The organism is Thiohalocapsa sp., from assembly GCF_019695415.1.
Lineage (GTDB): Bacteria > Pseudomonadota > Gammaproteobacteria > Chromatiales > Chromatiaceae > Thiohalocapsa.
In genome coordinates this window covers 1-16038 of sequence record NZ_JAIFKJ010000386.1, presented here as the reverse complement: position 1 = coordinate 16038, position 16038 = coordinate 1, and the positions used below count along the sequence as shown (strand labels likewise).

Annotated in this window: 15 protein-coding genes; 7 read left to right on the top strand and 8 right to left on the bottom strand. The window is 65.8% G+C overall.

The features are described 5' to 3' along the window. From pnp to rimP, 7 genes are all read right to left on the bottom strand, one after another. On the bottom strand, window positions 1-2044 hold a 2044-nt coding region (gene pnp / locus I6U14_RS11055), incomplete at its 3' end, for a polyribonucleotide nucleotidyltransferase (protein ID WP_296899308.1). Between the two features lie 121 nt (window positions 2045-2165). Beyond that, window positions 2166-2435, bottom strand: coding sequence for a 30S ribosomal protein S15 (rpsO, locus tag I6U14_RS11050; protein ID WP_296899306.1), 270 nt, complete (start codon window positions 2433-2435; stop codon window positions 2166-2168). 265 nt (window positions 2436-2700) lie between these two features. Beyond that, window positions 2701-3615: a tRNA pseudouridine(55) synthase TruB gene (gene truB, locus I6U14_RS11045; RefSeq protein WP_296899304.1), complete on the bottom strand. Its 915-nt coding sequence runs from the start codon at window positions 3613-3615 to the stop codon at window positions 2701-2703. 70 nt (window positions 3616-3685) lie between these two features. Then, window positions 3686-4060: a 30S ribosome-binding factor RbfA gene (gene rbfA / locus I6U14_RS11040; RefSeq protein ID WP_296899302.1), complete on the bottom strand. Its 375-nt coding sequence runs from the start codon at window positions 4058-4060 to the stop codon at window positions 3686-3688. A 60-nt stretch (window positions 4061-4120) separates the two neighbouring features. Beyond that, window positions 4121-6895: a translation initiation factor IF-2 gene (infB, locus tag I6U14_RS11035; protein WP_296899300.1), complete on the bottom strand. Its 2775-nt coding sequence runs from the start codon at window positions 6893-6895 to the stop codon at window positions 4121-4123. 15 nt (window positions 6896-6910) lie between these two features. Further along, complete coding sequence (gene nusA, locus I6U14_RS11030) at window positions 6911-8413, bottom strand: transcription termination factor NusA (protein WP_296899298.1); 1503 nt, start codon at window positions 8411-8413, stop codon at window positions 6911-6913. A 15-nt stretch (window positions 8414-8428) separates the two neighbouring features. After that, on the bottom strand, window positions 8429-8887 hold the full coding sequence (gene rimP, locus I6U14_RS11025; RefSeq protein ID WP_296899296.1) for a ribosome maturation factor RimP: 459 nt from the start codon (window positions 8885-8887) through the stop codon (window positions 8429-8431). A gap of 473 nt (window positions 8888-9360) precedes the next feature. On the opposite strand from rimP, the gene I6U14_RS11020 reads away from it, so the two are divergent. The 4 genes from I6U14_RS11020 (at window position 9361) to I6U14_RS11005 (ending at window position 12260) form a co-directional block, all read left to right on the top strand. Continuing rightward, a complete protein-coding gene (locus I6U14_RS11020; protein WP_296899294.1) occupies window positions 9361-9936 on the top strand; it encodes a SprT-like domain-containing protein in 576 nt (191 codons plus the stop codon). A gap of 91 nt (window positions 9937-10027) precedes the next feature. Continuing rightward, window positions 10028-10498 carry a TerB family tellurite resistance protein gene (locus tag I6U14_RS11015; protein WP_296899292.1) on the top strand — a complete coding sequence of 157 codons (471 nt, stop codon included), beginning with the start codon at window positions 10028-10030 and terminating at the stop codon, window positions 10496-10498. A 50-nt stretch (window positions 10499-10548) separates the two neighbouring features. After that, on the top strand, window positions 10549-11154 hold the full coding sequence (locus tag I6U14_RS11010; protein ID WP_296899290.1) for an HdeD family acid-resistance protein: 606 nt from the start codon (window positions 10549-10551) through the stop codon (window positions 11152-11154). 50 nt (window positions 11155-11204) lie between these two features. After that, window positions 11205-12260 (top strand): agmatine/peptidylarginine deiminase, encoded by a 1056-nt coding sequence (locus I6U14_RS11005; RefSeq protein WP_296899288.1) that lies wholly within the window; start codon window positions 11205-11207, stop codon window positions 12258-12260. A 343-nt stretch (window positions 12261-12603) separates the two neighbouring features. Here the strand turns inward: I6U14_RS11005 and I6U14_RS11000 are convergent, their stop codons facing one another. Further along, window positions 12604-13104 (bottom strand): L,D-transpeptidase family protein, encoded by a 501-nt coding sequence (locus I6U14_RS11000; RefSeq protein WP_296899286.1) that lies wholly within the window; start codon window positions 13102-13104, stop codon window positions 12604-12606. 363 nt (window positions 13105-13467) lie between these two features. Here I6U14_RS11000 and I6U14_RS10995 point away from each other — a divergent pair, with 363 nt between their 5' ends. The 3 genes from I6U14_RS10995 to I6U14_RS10985 all read left to right on the top strand — a co-directional run bounded on the left by I6U14_RS10995 (window position 13468) and on the right by I6U14_RS10985 (window position 15942). Next, window positions 13468-14925 (top strand): FAD-dependent oxidoreductase, encoded by a 1458-nt coding sequence (locus tag I6U14_RS10995; protein WP_296899284.1) that lies wholly within the window; start codon window positions 13468-13470, stop codon window positions 14923-14925. A gap of 102 nt (window positions 14926-15027) precedes the next feature. Then, window positions 15028-15207: a hypothetical protein gene (locus I6U14_RS10990; RefSeq protein WP_296899282.1), complete on the top strand. Its 180-nt coding sequence runs from the start codon at window positions 15028-15030 to the stop codon at window positions 15205-15207. Between the two features lie 195 nt (window positions 15208-15402). Continuing rightward, a complete protein-coding gene (locus tag I6U14_RS10985; RefSeq protein ID WP_296899280.1) occupies window positions 15403-15942 on the top strand; it encodes a hypothetical protein in 540 nt (179 codons plus the stop codon). Window positions 15943-16038: the final 96 nt, after the last annotated feature.

The following is a 16038-nucleotide window of genomic DNA, read 5'->3' as shown; positions in this document are numbered from 1 at the left end:
GCTTGTCGACCTCGAGCACCTTGACGCGGACGACGTCGCCTTCCTTCAGCTTGTCAGAGACCTTCTCTACCCGTTCCTCGCTGATCTGGCTGATGTGCACTAGGCCATCGCGGCCCGGCAGGATGGTGACAAACGCGCCGAAGTCCATCAGGCGCACCACCTTGCCCTCGTAGATCTTGCCGACTTCCACATCCGCGGTGATGAGGCGGATACGCTTCTTGGCCTCTTCGCCGGCGCTGCGTTGGACGGAGAAGATCTTCACCACGCCGTCGTCGTTGATGTCGACGGTAGCGCCGGTCTCTTCGGTGATGGAGCGGATGGTGGAGCCGCCCTTACCGATCACGTCGCGGATCTTTTCCGGATGGATCTTGAACTCGATGATACGTGGGGCGTAGTCGGACATCTCGGCGCGGTGCTCTGAGATGACCTTGTTCATTTCCTCCAGGATATGCAGCCGCCCGGCCTTCGCCTGCTCCAAGGCGGTCTCCATGATTTCCTTGGTGATGCCCTCGATCTTGATGTCCATCTGCAGCGCGTTGATGCCGCCGGCGGGCCCCGCGACCTTGAAGTCCATGTCGCCCAGGTGGTCCTCGTCGCCCATGATATCCGTCAGCACGGCGAACTCGTCGCCCTCCTTGATGAGACCCATGGCGACACCGGCCACTGGGGCCTTGACGGGCACACCGGCGTCCATCAACGACAGGCTGGTGCCGCAAACGGATGCCATGGAGCTGGAGCCGTTGGACTCGGTGATCTCCGAGACGACACGGACCGAGTACGGAAACTCATCCGGTGCCGGCATGGCCGCAAGGATGCCGCGCTTGGCGAGCCGGCCGTGGCCGATTTCCCGGCGTTTGGGGCTGCCGACCCGGCCCAGCTCGCCGACGCAGAAGGGCGGGAAGTTGTAATGCAACATGAAGGGCTCGCGGCGCTCGCCCTCAAGGGCATCGATGATCTGGCTATCGCGTTCCGTGCCGAGGGTGGTGACCACCAGCGCCTGGGTCTCGCCGCGGGTGAAGAGCGCCGAGCCATGGGTGCGCGGCAGCACGCCGGTGCGGATATGGATCGGGCGCACGGTCTTGGTGTCTCGGCCATCGATGCGCGGCTTGCCTTCCAGAATGGCGCTGCGGACGATCTTCTTTTCCAGCTTCTCGATGGCGCCGTAGACCTTGGGCTGCGGCCACTGGCCGTCTTCGTCGCCGGCGAGCTTCTCGAAGGCATCGTTCCGGACAGCGTCCAAGGCGGCGTAGCGCTCCATCTTGTCCTTGATGGTATAGGCCTCGGCCAGGCGGTCGGTATACGCGCTGACCGCATCTTCCAGCGCCGGGTCTGCTGCCGGCGGGTCGAAGGGTAGCGGGGGCTTGTTCACTTCCGCGGCAAGCTCGTTGATGGCCTGGATGGCTACCTGCATCTGCTCATGGCCGAACAGCACGGCGCCCAGCATGACCTCCTCGGGCAGACCGCGGGCTTCCGACTCCACCATGAGCACCGCGTTCTCGGTGCCTGCCACCACCAGATCCAGATCACTGTCCGGACCCAGACCCGTCACCGCGGGGTTCAGCTGGTACTGCCCATTCTTGTAGCCGACCCGGGCCGCGGCAATGGGTCCGTTGAAGGGCGCGCCGGAGATGGCGAGTGCCGCCGAGACGCCGATCATCGCCGGCACTTCCGGGTTCACCGCCGGATTCAGCGACTTCACCGTGGCGATGACCTGGATCTCGCGGCCAAAGCCGTCGGCAAAGAGCGGGCGAATGGGCCGGTCGATCAGGCGAGAGGTGAGGATCTCGGCCTCGCTAGGCCGCCCCTCACGACGAAAAAAGCCGCCAGGGATACGGCCGGCGGCGTAGGTCTTTTCTTGGTAGTCGACGGTGAGCGGCAGGAAGTCCTTTGGCTCGGTGGCGCGCTTATCCACCACCACGGTACAGAGCACCACCGTGTCGTCGACGTTGATCAACACGGCGCCGTCCGCCTGGCGGGCGATCTCGCCGGTCTCGAGCGTGACCGTCTGGTCGCCGTACTGGAAGGTCTTGCGGATGGGGGTCACTGGGTTCGGTCCTCTGGATGGGTCCTCAGGATGTCCTGGCGGGGTGGAGGCAGCCTGCCGAGCGGCAAGCCGCGACACCGGGCGACGGTAGCGCCGCGGGCGGTGCCCGCGGCGCCGACCATCAGCGGCGCAGGCCGAGCTTTTGGATCAGCGCCCGGTAGCGGTCCAAATCCTTGCGCTTGAGATAGTCGAGCAGCTTGCGGCGCGAGTTGACCATGCGCACCAGCCCGCGGCGGGAGTGATGGTCTTTCTTGTGCTCGCTGAAATGCTCGGTGAGGTCCTTGATGCGCGCGGTGAGCAACGCGACCTGAACCTCGGTGCTGCCGGTATCCTTGCCGTCTTTGCCATGCTCCTCGACGATACGGCGCTTGTCTTCTGCGGTGATTGTCATTGTTGAGCTCCTGTGGGGCTGATGCCGATTCGGCTGTTGGTGGGCGCGCCGAGCGCTGCGCCCAATCGAGCGGCGGCCCCGGCAATGACTCCAGGGTGCGCCGCGATGGAATCTCGTCGACTCATTCCGCGCTGCGCGGGGCGCGCTGGCAGCGAGGCGGTGTTCAAGCTCGCGTATGGTAACGGCCTTTAAGGTGCAGTTGAACCGATTGTGACCGTTCGGCTGCGATGCGGCTGGCTCCCGTCAACTCTCGGTGCATATCCGGTCACACCAAGCGCTTCGGCTGCACTCGCCCGTCGTCCAGAATGACCCCGATGCCGAGGAACTCATGCTGGCCGGCGTACAGACGCACCAAACCTTCCGTAGGGGCCTGCGGTACCAACACCGGCTGCCCCTGCCGCAGGTAGAAGGCTGCATCCGCGGAGAGTCGCACCGCCGGGCAATGGCCGAGCACCGTGTCCAGTGGCAGCAGCATGGCATCGAGCGCCGCGAAGCCCTCTTCGGCGGCGGCCTCCACGTCCGCCATGGTGACGAAGCGGGTCTCCCCCTCGACGTAGGGACCTACGCCAGTGCGCCGCAGCGCTGAGACATGCGCCCCGCAGCCGAGCGCCGCGCCGATCTCCTCGGCCAGCGTGCGTACATAGGTGCCCTTGGAGCAATGCACATCCAGCTCCAGCGTGGGCGGCGTAAAGCCGAGCAGCGTGAGCGCGAAGATGTGCACCTCCCGCGGCGTACGCTCCACTTCCTTACCCTCCCGGGCCAGCTTGTACAGCCGCTCGCCTTGGTGCTTGACGGCGGAGTACATGGGCGGCAGCTGTTCGATGCAGCCAGTGAAACGCGGCAGCACGTCGCGCACGGCATCTGCGTCTACGCCGTCGATGGACCGCGTCTCCAGCACCTGACCATCGGCATCGGCACTGTCGGTGGTCACACCCAGGGTCACCGTTACCCGATAACGCTTATCCGCATCCAGCAGGAAGGACGAAAACTTGGTGGTCTGCCCCAGGCACAGCGGCAGAAGCCCGGTGGCCAGCGGGTCCAGGCTGCCGGTATGGCCAGCCTTGGACGCCTTGTATAGGCGTTTGACCTGTTGCAAGGCCTGGTTCGAGGACACCCCGGCTGGCTTATCCAGCAGCAGGATGCCGTCCACGGGTCGGCCTTTGTTGCGTCGTCTCGACATGCTGGACGTATGCTCACCCGCGCGCCGGCGGGTCGGGAATCCGTAGGGGTTGGAGCAGGGCGTGCGCGGCTCAGGAGCGCTGGTCGTCCGGCTCCGGCGGCGGCGCCACGCTGTCGATGAGGGCCGCTAGGCGCTCACCCTCCAGCACCGATGTGTCATGCACGAAATGCAACTGCGGCACCGTGCGCAAACGCACTCGCCGGGCGAGCGCCCGGCGCAGGAAGCCCGCCAGCGCACCATTCAGCACCTGCTCCTGTTCCTCTCCGCACTGATCGAGCGGAAAGCAGGTGAAATACACCTTAGCGTGCGCCAAGTCGCGGCTGACCCGCACCTCCTGCAAGGTGACTGAACCGATGCGCGGGTCCTTTACTTCCGTGCGCAGCAGCACCGCGAGCTCACGCAGCAACTCCGCGCCAACCCGCTCGGCGCGCCCACCGTCACTCATGGCCCTGCCACCTGATCCATCCGCACGGCGAGAACGAGCGGGTCACGCCGGGATCGCTGCTCACAGCTCGCGGGCCCGCTCGGTGCGCTCAAACACCTCGATCTGGTCGCCCGGCTGGACGTCGTTGTAGTTCTTGACGCCGATGCCGCACTCGGTGCCCGCCTTGACTTCCGACACGTCGTCCTTGAAGCGGCGCAAGGACTCCAGCGCGCCCTCGTAGATGACCACGTTGTCGCGCAGCACGCGGATGGGGTTGTTGCGCTTGATCACGCCCTCCACCACCATACAGCCGGCGACCGCACCAAACTTGGAGGAGCGAAACACGTCGCGCACTTCGGCCAGCCCGATGATCTCCTCCGTGACGATGGGGCTCAGCATGCCGGAAATGGCCTGCTTCACGTCGTCGATGAGCTCGTAGATGATGGAGTAGTAGCGCAGATCGAGGCCGTGGGCCTCCACCACCCGCCGGGCGGCGGCGTCGGCGCGCACGTTAAAGCCGAGCAGGATGGCATTGGAGGTGACCGCCAGGTTGGCGTCGGACTCTGTAATGCCGCCGACGCCGGCGGCCACCACTGCCACCCGAACCTCGTCGTTGGAGAGCTTCACCAGTGCCTCGCGCAGTGCTTCGACACTGCCCTGCACGTCCGCCTTGAGAATGATGTTGACCGACTTCTGCTCGCCCTCCTTCAACTGCGAGAAGAGCTGGTCCAGATTGGCCGCGCCCTGTTGGTCGATGCGAGACTGGCGGTCGCGCTCGGCGCGCAGCTCCGCCACCTCGCGAGCCCGGCGCTCATCGGAGACGGCAATGACGTCGTCACCGGCATTGGGGGCCGCGGACAGACCTAGCACCTGCACCGGAATGGATGGCCCGGCCTCCTGCACCGGCAGGCCGTTCTCGTCGAACATCGCCCGCACGCGGCCATACTCCGAGCCGCTGACGATGGTGTCACCTTGGCGCAGCGTGCCGGACTGCACCAGCACCGTGGCCACCGGACCGCGGCCCTTCTCCACGCTCGACTCGACGATGGTGCCGTGGGCAGGACTGTCCTTGGGGGCCGTCAGCTCCAATACCTCTGCCTGCAGCAGCACGGCATCAAGCAGGTCGTCGATGCCGTCGCCGGTCTTCGCCGAGACCTTGACGGTCATGGTGTCGCCGCCCCATTCCTCGGCGACCACCTCATGCTGGGTGAGCTCCTGCAACACCCGGTCCGGGTTGGCCTCAGGCTTGTCCATCTTGTTGATGGCGACCACGATCGGCACACCCGATGCGCGGGCGTGTTGAATGGCCTCAACGGTCTGCGGCATAACGCCGTTGTCGGCGGCCACGACCAGGATGACGAGGTCCGTGACCTTGGCCCCGCGGGCACGCATGGCCGAGAAGGCGGCATGGCCCGGAGTGTCGAGGAAGGAGATGATCCCCTTTTCCGTTTCAACGTGGTAGGCACCGATGTGCTGGGTGATGCCGCCGGCCTCGCCGGCGGTGACACGGGTGCGACGGATATAGTCCAGCAGCGACGTCTTGCCGTGGTCGACATGGCCCATGATGGTGACCACCGGCGGCCGCGGCAGACTCTCAGCCTGCTCCGTCTCCTCGCCGAGGAGCTCCATCAGGCTGTCCTCGGCGTCTCTCTCCTGCGCCTCCACGGCCTTGTGCCCCATCTCTTCCACCAGCAGCATGGCCGTGTCGCGGTCCAACATTTGGTTGATCGTGACCATCATGCCCTGCTTGAACAACACCTTCACCAGGTCCGCCGCCTTCACGGACATGCGCTGGGCGAGGTCGGCGACGGAGATGGACTCCGGCACTTCTACCTCACGCACCACCGGCGCCGTAGGCTTTTGGAACTGATGCTTATCGGCGAGCTGGGGCTTGCCGGGCTTCTTGCGCCGGCGCACCGACGGGCGCGAGATGACGCCAAGCGCGGCAGCATCCTCGTCGTCAACGACGCCAGCCGTCGTGCGCTTCTTCCCGGCATCCTTCTTGCCCGCCTTTTTGGCGGACTTCTCGCGCTCAGTACGTTCTTCGTGCTTCTTGCCGTGCTTGCGGTGGCGATCCGGCGCCTCGGCCTCGATTGCGGCAGCGCCTTCGGCAACGACCTCGTCCGGCTGCACAGTTGGCTCTGCCAGCCCAGCCTCCTCGTCCGCCGTCTCCGACCCTGCTTCCGCGGACTCTATCTCCTCCGCGTCGCGGCGGGCGCGCTCTTCGGTCTCGCGACGCTTACGCGCTTCGTCGTCCGCGCGGCGGCGGGCCTCTTCTTCCGCACGCAGCCGGTCCTGTTCCTCCTGCTCGGCAAGCCGGCGGGCTTCCTCTTCGGCGCGACGCGCCTCGAGCTCCGCCCGGCGACGCTGTTCGTCGACGCCGCCCGGCTGGGGCTGGCGCTTCAGACCCTGCCGCTCCGGCAGGGCTGCCGCAGGCGCCTCGGCCGCCGCTGCGGGCCGCGCCTCGCCACTGGGCTTGACATCGTCCCGGCGCAGCTGGGTGCGCTTGCGGCGCACCTCCACTGAGACGGTCTTCTGTCCGCGGGTGGGACCACCTCGCGTGCTGAGCGTGGGCCGGGATGGCCGTGACGGCGTGGCGCTGCGGCGGGGCTCCCCCCCGGGCTCGCGGTAGCTCTCCCGTCGCGGTGCAGATGTGCGCTTGGCAGGGGGCTCTTCGCCCTCCTTCCTGGCGTGGCTGCGGCGCAGATAATTCAGGAGCTGGAGCTTTTCCTGCTCGGTGATGGTGGCCTCGGCGGCATCGGCCTGAATTCCGGCCTCGTTCAGCTGGGCGAGCAACCGCTCCACCGGGATATTCACAGTGGTGGCAAGTTGTTTGACCGTGACATCGCTGCTCATAGACACCTCCGCAACCTAGGCCTGTTCCGACTCGGCGAACCAGGGCTCGCGCGCGGTCATGATGAGTTGGGCGGCCCGCTCCTCGTCCATGCCTTCAATCTCCATCAGCTCGTCCACCGACTGTTCGGCAAGCTCCTCCATCGACGCGATACCGCGCCGGGCTAGGGCGTAGGCCAGCTCGTCGTCCATCCCGGCCATGCTGAGCAGATCCGTCGCCGGTTGACCCTCGTCTGTCTCGGTACCCGTGACGGCACGCGTCAGCAGTACATCCTTGGCTCGCTGGCGCAGGATATCGATGATCTCATCGTCGAACTCGGCGATAGCCTGGAGCTCCGACGCCGGTACATAGGCGACCTCTTCGATGCTGGTGAAGCCCTCCTCCACCAGCACGAAGGCCACGTTCTCATCCACCTGGAGCTGGTCCATGAAGAGCGAGGCGATGCGCCTGGCTTCTTCCTCGCCCTTAGCGGCCGCGTCCTCCTCGCTCATGACGTTGAGCTCCCAGCCCGTAAGCTGGCTCGCCAGCCGCACGTTCTGGCCGCCGCGGCCGATGGCCTGGGACAAGTTGTCCTCCTTCACAGCGACGTCCATGCTGCGGGCGTCCTCGTCGATGACGATGGACATGACATCCGCCGGGGACATGGCGTTGATGACGAACTGCGCCGGGTTCTCGTCCCACTGGATGATGTCCACACGCTCGCCGTTCAGCTCGTTGGAGACCGCCTGAACCCGCGAGCCGCGCATACCGACACAGGCGCCGACGGGGTCAATACGCTGGTCTTTGGTGCGTACGGCGATCTTGGCACGCAGGCCCGGATCGCGGGCAGCAGCGAGAATCTCGATGGTGCCCTCGCCCACCTCCGGCACCTCCAGCTTGAACAGCTCGATGAGCAGCTGCGGTGCGGTGCGGCTGACGAACAGCTGCGGACCCTTGGGCTCGGAGCGAACCTCGTACAGCAGCCCACGCAGGCGGTCGTTGGGGCGCACATTCTCGCGCGGGATCATTTGATCGCGCGGGACCAGCGCCTCGGCATTGCCGCCCAAATCGAGCACGATGGTGCCGCGCTCGGCCTTTTTGACGATGCCGGTCACGAGCTCGCCTTCGCGGTGCTGGAACATCTCCACCACTTTGGCGCGCTCGGCCTCGCGCACCTTCTGCACGATGACCTGCTTGGCCGTCTGCGCAGCGATACGTCCAAACAGAACCGATTCCATGGGCTCCTCGACGTAGTCACCCAGATCAAGGCTCGGCTCCAGCTCTTTCGCGGCGGACAGCGTGATCTGCCGCTCGGGGGCCTCCAGCGGCTCGCCCTCTGTATCCGGGACGACTTCCCAGCGCCGGAAGGTCTCGTAATCGCCGCTCTCGCGGTCGATGGCGACGCGCGCCTCGATGTCGCCGCCGTGCTTCTTGCGGGTGGCCGAGGCGAGCGCGGCCTCCATGGCCTCGAAGATGATCTCCTCGGGCACGTCCTTTTCGTTGGAGACCGCCTCCACCACCAGCAAAATGTCTTTACTCATAGTGTCAACCAGTATTCAGAATTCTGGCACGAGCCGCGCCGACTCGATGCGCGCGAACGGCAGCACCAGTCGCTCTCCGTCCATGTCCAGCAGCACAGATTCCCCCTCCACGCCGGCCAGGTGACCCTCGAAGCGACGCCGGCCGTCCAGCTTGTCTGCGAGGCGGATGTGCGCCCGCGCGCCGGAAAAGCGGCGAAAGTGCTCGAGCTCGAACAGCGGGCGGTCCAGCCCGGGCGACGACACCTCTAGGTCGTACTGCCCCGCGATGGGATCCGCGACGTCCAGTGCGCCACTCAATTGGTGGCTGACCGCTTCGCAATCTTCTAGGCCGATCCCGTCGGCATGGTCGATGTAGACACGCAGGACAGCGCCGCCCTTGCCGCCGCTGTCGTGCTCGATGCCGACGCACTCATAGCCCATGGGCTCCACCACGGAACGGACGACTTCTGCGAGCTTGGGTGCGACGCCTCTCATGCTGCGGCGGTCTGGTCCTGCAACGCCCGGCCAACACCGTCATGGTGCGCAGTGCCGCAAACGGCAGTGGGCTCGTGCGCATCCGGTGATGCGTGGACGATCCCGATCTCTCGGCTGATGCGGTTCAAAAACAAAAAATAGGGCCAGAAACAAAAAATGGGCCAGCGGCCCAGTCGTCTTCGCCTACACAGACAATCCGGAGGCGAGCCAAATCATCAGCAACCCGATCGTGCCATCAAACGAACCGCCCCAGTTTGCCGTTCCTGTTGGGACGATGGCGTGGCGGGCTTTGCACCGGCGTGATCTGAACGCGTCAAGCTCCGATGCCCAAGCCGCGGAATACTACCCCGCTAGCGTAGTGTTCGCAAGTCGCACGGACAGTTGCTGCATGACGCGGCGTGCCGCCGTCCTACCGTTGTCCTCTCCGCGCCGCCGGCTGGACACGCCAAGGACCTTGCCGTCTAATCGTGCCCATGGAGACCACCAGCGCGCCAACTCAGCATCCGATTGTCGCCGCCCCCTCGCAGACCGATGTCAGCCGGGCACGCGTCGTGACGCGCACAACTGAGCTGGTCACCGAGGGGAGCCGGCTCATCGGACGCCGCGCGCCGCAGCCGCGGATCGCCTTCGACCTGCGCGGGCAAGCCGCCGGCCAGTTTCGGGTCGACCGCAACGGTGAGGCGGCCATCCGCTACAATCTCGCGCTCCTCGTCCGTCACGCGGCGGACTTTATCGCGCAGACGGTGCCGCACGAGGTCGCTCATTATCTGGTCTACCTGCGCTTCGGCCGGCACGTGCGGCCACACGGGCCGGAGTGGCAGCAGCTCATGCGCGTCCTCGGCGCCGACCCCAGGCGGTGCCATGATTTCGACGTGGACGGGCTTAAGGCCCGACGGCTGCGCCGCCATGCGTACCATTGCCGTTGTGGCGAGCATGCCCTCACCAGCATTCGCCATCACCGCGTTCTGCGCGGCGCGCGCTACGTCTGCCGGATGTGCGGCGAGGCCCTGAGGCCGGGGGACGCCCCCGCGCCCAACGCGGAAACCTGAGGGAAGTGCCCCCATTTGAGGACTTCCGGGCCAACCAGCCCGCACCAGCGTCGCTGCCGTGCCGGCGATGCACGACCAGGATCTTGGACCTATGCTGAGCAGCATCCGCACCTTCTTCAACACCCACTTGTCTCGTCCCGGCGACCGGACCCCCGAGGCCGCCGAGGACGCGGTGCGCCGCGCGGCGGCGGCACTTCTGCTGGAGATGACGCACATGGAGGACTCATCCGGCACCATCGAGCGGGAGACCGTCGTGGCCCTGGTGCGGGAGTGCTTCGGCATGACCTATTCCCAGGCCGAGGCGCTGCTCGGTTGTGCCGAGGCCGAGCGCAAAGGCTCCACGGAAGTCTTCCAGTTCACATCGCTCATCAACGAGCACTACCAGCAAGACGACAAGATCCGCCTGGTAGCAGCCCTGTGGCGGGTCGCCAACGCCGATGAGCGGCTCGGGCAGCACGAAGAAGACCTGACCCGCAGAATCTCGGAGCTGCTGAACATCCCGCAGAGCGCATTCATCCAAGCCAAGCTCCAAGCCGAAGAGGCGCAGGCCAACGGCGGCTGACCAGCCCGCGGAGCATGCCCTTCCGCAACCCGATTGAGAGGAGACCCACCATGAGCCCCAACACGACGAATCCGTTGCCACCCGCGCCTGCCATTTTCGGCGAGCTGGAGAAGAACTGGGGCTGGCTGCTGTTGTTCGGCCTGGTCTCCATCGTGCTGGGGACGCTCGGGCTTGGCATGACCTTCATGCTCACCGAAGTGTCGGTCGTGTTCTTCGGCGTCCTGCTGGCGGTGGGCGGCGTCTTCCAATTGCTCGACGCGATCAAGTGCCGGGGTTGGAAGAGCATCGCTTGGCACGTGCTCATCGCTCTGCTCTACATCGGAGCGGGTCTACTGATGATCTTGCATACCGAGCTCGCAGCGCTCTCGCTGACGCTCGTCATCGCCTATGCGCTCATCGCTGTCGGCATCCTACGAGCGATCATGGCGTTTCAGGTGCGCCCGGCGAAGGGTTGGTGGTGGCCGTTGGTGTCGGGTGTCGTCTCCGTAGTGCTCGGCGTACTCATCCTGTTGGAATGGCCGGAGTCAGGGCTCTTCTTCATCGGGCTCTTCATAGCCATCGAGCTCATCTTCAACGGCTGGGCTTATGTCTTCGTCGCGCTCGCGGCGCGCGCCGCAGCCAAGACACGTCAGAATCAAGGAACTGTGAGCGCCTGACGGGATCACCGCACGCAGCCCAAGGGGGCCCGCCGCAGGCCGTCGCCCGCATGCTACGCCTGCCGGCGGAATGGGAGCCGCAACATGCGGTCATGCTCACCTGGCCCCACGCGGCCACTGACTGGGCTGGCCAGCTCGAGGATGTGGAGGCGGTCTATTTGCGCATCGCCTCACGCATTGCCCACCGCCAACGGCTGCTCGTGGTCTGCAACGACCCTGACCATGCCGAGCACGTGCGCCGGCTCGTGGTCAGCGTGGGTGTGGCACCGCCGACGGTGGGTCTCGCGGTGGCCCCGAGTGATGACACCTGGTCTCGAGATCACGGGCCGCTCACGGTGACCGACGTCGCGGGCCGAGCGCAGGTCGTGGATTTCCGCTTCAATGGCTGGGGAGCCAAGTACCCGGCGGCGCAGGATGACCGCATCACCGCTCGGCTCCACGCCGACGGCTGGCTCGGAGACGCCGAGCTGGTGACAAGCCTGCTGGTGCTGGAAGGCGGCGCCATCGACACCGACGGCGAAGGCACAGCTCTGGCGGTGCGCCGCACCCTGGTAGACCCGGCGCGCAACCCGGGCTGGGATCAACCCCACATCGAGGCCGAGCTGGCGGCGCGCCTGGGACTCAGGCGCGTGCTTTGGCTGCATGAAGGGCAGCTCGACGGTGACGACACCGACGGCCATATCGACACCCTCGCGCGCTTCTGCACACCCGCCACCATCTGCCATGTGACGGCACACGCGGCGGCCTCCCCTGCCGAGCGCGGCGCCCTGACAGCGCTGGCGCAGGAGCTCGCCAGACTGCGCCGCAGCGACGGCCGGCCCTACACGCTGGTGCCGCTGCCGGCGCCTGCCCCTATCCACGACGAGCAGGGCGCACCACTGCCTGCGAGCTATGCCAACTTCCTAATCATCAATGGCGCCATCCTAATGCCAGGCTACGGCGACCCAGCGGACGCCGTTGCCGCCGAGCGGCTGGCGGCCTGCTTCCCCGGACGTACGGTGGAGGTGGTGGACTGTCGGCCTCTGATCCGCCAGGGCGGCAGCCTGCACTGCATCACAATGCAGCTGCCCGCGGCGCTTGGGGTACCGGTAAACCGGAAACACTGATCGGCCAGGCCAAAGACTTAGCGAGCCACTTGGCCTTCTCGGGTGTCGGGACGGACGGTCTGCGCCGGCATCTCAGAGACAATGCCGGCGGCTGGCTTCGCAGCTACTGGTGCAGCTGTAGAACCGCCATCCTCGGCAGCAACTTGACTCGCGGCGGCCAGCACTAGGCTGAGGCCACCCGCAACGAGTGTTGGAAACATGGCTTTCTCCAGTCGACGCCCCAGGCGGCGCCAGGGATTCTGTCCTTATCTATATTAGCCATGCCTTATGAACAGCAAGCGACCAAATTGCAGCAAATTGCAACGGTCCGTGACAATTGATGACCAGACTGGCGCACGATGCGCTATGGCAGGATCTCGATGGGTGTGCCGTCACTGACGTAGCGCCAGATCTCGTCAACAGCCATGTTGGACACAGCGATACAGCCCTGCGTCCAGTCCTCTTCGCGGATGGCATCGCGCAAGTGCGCGAAGCGCACGCTGCGGGGCTCCCCGTGAATCATGATGGCGCCGCCCGGATCCCAGCCCCGACGCGCAGCCTTGAGGCGGTCCTCAAGGTTCGGATAGGAGATATGTAGGGCCTTGTAGAAATTGCTGCGTGCATTGCGCCCGCTGATGGTGTAGCGGCCCTCCGGCGTGCGGTTGTCGCCCTGGCGCTGCTTGTGTCCCTCCGGCTCGATGCCGAGACTCACCCGATAGGTGCGAAACGGCTTGCCGTCGCGCATGAGGTACAACCGCCGCTGGCTCTTTTTCACCAGGATCTTGTCGGCGAAGTGCCCGCCGCGAGCCACCGGCTCTGCCGGCTCCTGCGCACGCTGCGCAGCACAACCCGGAAGCACGGACATGGCCGCCACTGAGCCCGTGAAACAAAGGACCATGCCGAAGCCAGCGGCGGCACGAAGGACGGCGGAAAACATCTGGGGACACCTGCTGGGGGATATCTACCGGGGATGGCGGCCTGCTCTCGCAGCGCCTGCCACTTTGTACACCAGTCTACCAGCCGCCAGCGGCCCGCAGCGCGCGGGGTGCGACCGACGCGTTGCTACCGTAGCGAGCCGAGGCGCAGGGGCGCTCAACGACGCCCCGATGCCTGCCGAAAAACCCGATGCGAGCCAATCATTAAAGCCCCGTTACACTTGATCTGCGTCTTTGTCGGCCAAGTGCCGACGGGAGTAGCGTAGCCTGCAAACCATCGCAGGAGGTTATCCATGGCACGCGTTCTGATCCTGGGCGCAGGCATTTCCGGGCACACAGCCGCCCGCTATCTCGGTAAGTGGGTCGGGCAAGAGCACGAAGTGATCGTCGTCTCGCCCAACGCCAAGTGGAACTGGATACCGTCCAACATCTGGGTGGGCGTGGGCGAGATGACGGAGAAACAGGTCACCTTCGACCTCGAGCCCATCTACCGGAAGATCAACGTCAAATTCCACCAGGCACGCGCCCTAACCATCCACCCGGACGGCGGCGGCGCTCTGGCCGAGCCGCATGTGATGGTGGAATACACCGACCCGGCCCGCAGCGGCGAGAGCGCGGCGCTGCCCTACGACTACCTCATCAACGCCACCGGTCCGAAGCTCAACTTCGGCGCCACCCCCGGGCTTGGCCCGGATGGGGGCTACACCACGTCCGTCTGCACGCCGCAGCACGCCCTGCACGCCAACGAGCAGCTGCAGGCGGCCATCGCCGCGATGAAGCAGGGTGAGCAGAAGACCTTCGTCATCGGGACGGGCCACGGCATGTGCACCTGCCAGGGCGCCGCCTTCGAGTACATCTACAACGTCGACCACATGCTGCGCGGGGCCGGCGTACGCGACAAGGCACGGCTGGTGTGGATCAGCAACGAGTACGAGCTCGGCGACTTCGGCATGGGCGGCGTGCACATCAAGCGCGGCGGCTACATCACCAACGGCAAAGTCTTCGCCGAGTCGCTGATGGTGGAGCGCGGCATCGAATGGATCGTGCGCGCGGCAGTCAAGAAGGTGGAGCCGGGCAAGCTCACCTACGAGCTGCTCGACGGCAGCGAGCACCAGCTCGAATTCGACTTCGCGATGCTGATCCCCCCCTTCGCAGGCCAGCCGCTCAAGGCGTTCGATGCCGAGGGCAACGACATCACCGGCGAGCTGTTCGCACCCAACGGCTTCATGAAAGTGGACGCGGACTACACGCCGAAGCCCTTTGAGGACTGGACCAAGGCCGACTGGCCGCGCACCTACCAGACGCCAAAGTACAAGAACATCTTCGCCATCGGCATCGCCTTTGCGCCGCCTCACCCCATCAGCAAGCCCATGAAGAGCCCCAGCGGCACGCCCATCAGCCCCACGCCGCCGCGCACGGGCATGCCGTCGGCCGCCATTGGCAAGGCCGTGGCCGAGAACATCCGAGATCTCCTGCAGGGGAGCGTGGAGCTCACCCACACCGCATCCATGGCCGAGATGGGCGCCGCCTGTGTGGCCTCCACCGGCTTCCACATCTCCAAGGGCACAGCAGCCACCATGACGGTCTATCCCGTGGTGCCCGACTACGAGACCTATCCCGAGTACGGCCGGGACTTGAGCCTCACCTTCGGCGAGATCGGCCTCGCCGGGCACTGGATGAAATACATCCTGCACCATGTGTTCATGTACCAGGCGAAGCTGCGCCCTGGCTGGTCGGTGCTGCCCGACTGAGCCATCGCCGAGACCAGCCAAGGCCGGCTGCACGGCCGCTCGCTCCTCCCGGAGGCGGCTGCCCCGTCCGGGGGCTTGAGCATTGCACCCTGAGGTTCAATCATGTCTACCGATTCCATCCCCGCGAAACCCAAGAATAAAGAGCCCTACCAGCAGGCCTACTATCCGCCCGTACCGACAGGCTACATTCGTTGGGTGCGCACGAGTATTGTTTGGCAGTTCATCCGCTTCTGGGTGATCAACTTCAAGATCCTGCGGCTGCTGCTCAAGTCCCACCACTGATGTGTTCATGGCGGTGGCCACGGACGGCCCCACTCTCGTTAAGGTTCCAACGTCGCCACGCCGCTGGCGGCCGATGCGCCGACTGAAGAGCCTGGAGCCCACAAGATGCGGTCGGCCAAAAAAATGCCAGCTGAATGCGTCGGTACCCGCCGCCGCTGTGACGCGGCGATGCGCGCTTCAGCCGTGATACTCGCGGTGGCGACCCTGTTCGCCGGCGGCTGCCGTACGTTCATCAAGGACGCGCCCGAGGGTCGGTGGATCGGCGCCGAACCCGGCGGCAGTCTCACGCTGAACCGGACCGTGCCCATGCCGCAGGGCCGCACGCGCATCTTCCTCGTGAACGGCAAAGCCCGTCGCAACGGCGCCAGCTACCAAACAAGCTGCGCGCTGGAAGTGCGGCAGATCGAACGCGACCGCGACCGCAAGCTCGCTCCGGGACGCTACCGCATCACCCGCATTCAACAATACTGGACCGAGGTTGCCGCAGTGGGGCCCGATCGCGTCCGCTTTCGATTCGCCGGCCACGGCGACGGCGGGGACGGCCAATCGATGATCCAGACCGGCTATCGCTTCTACCTCGCGGGCGACAACCCGGACCTGTGGCGGCTCACTTGCCTCGGCGTATTGGCGGACCCGCCGTGGGCCGACCCGCCCAGCCTCGCGGAGATCCAGGCCGCCCTCGGCCCTGTGGCGACCCTGGACATCCGGCCGCAGGGCGACCCAGGGCCGGGTTAATATACCCGCCACACATGGGTTTTCGGCCGCGATGCACGCCTCTCGCACCCGATCGCTGCGTGACGACTCCTCGCCATAGTGGTGACTATGACTCGT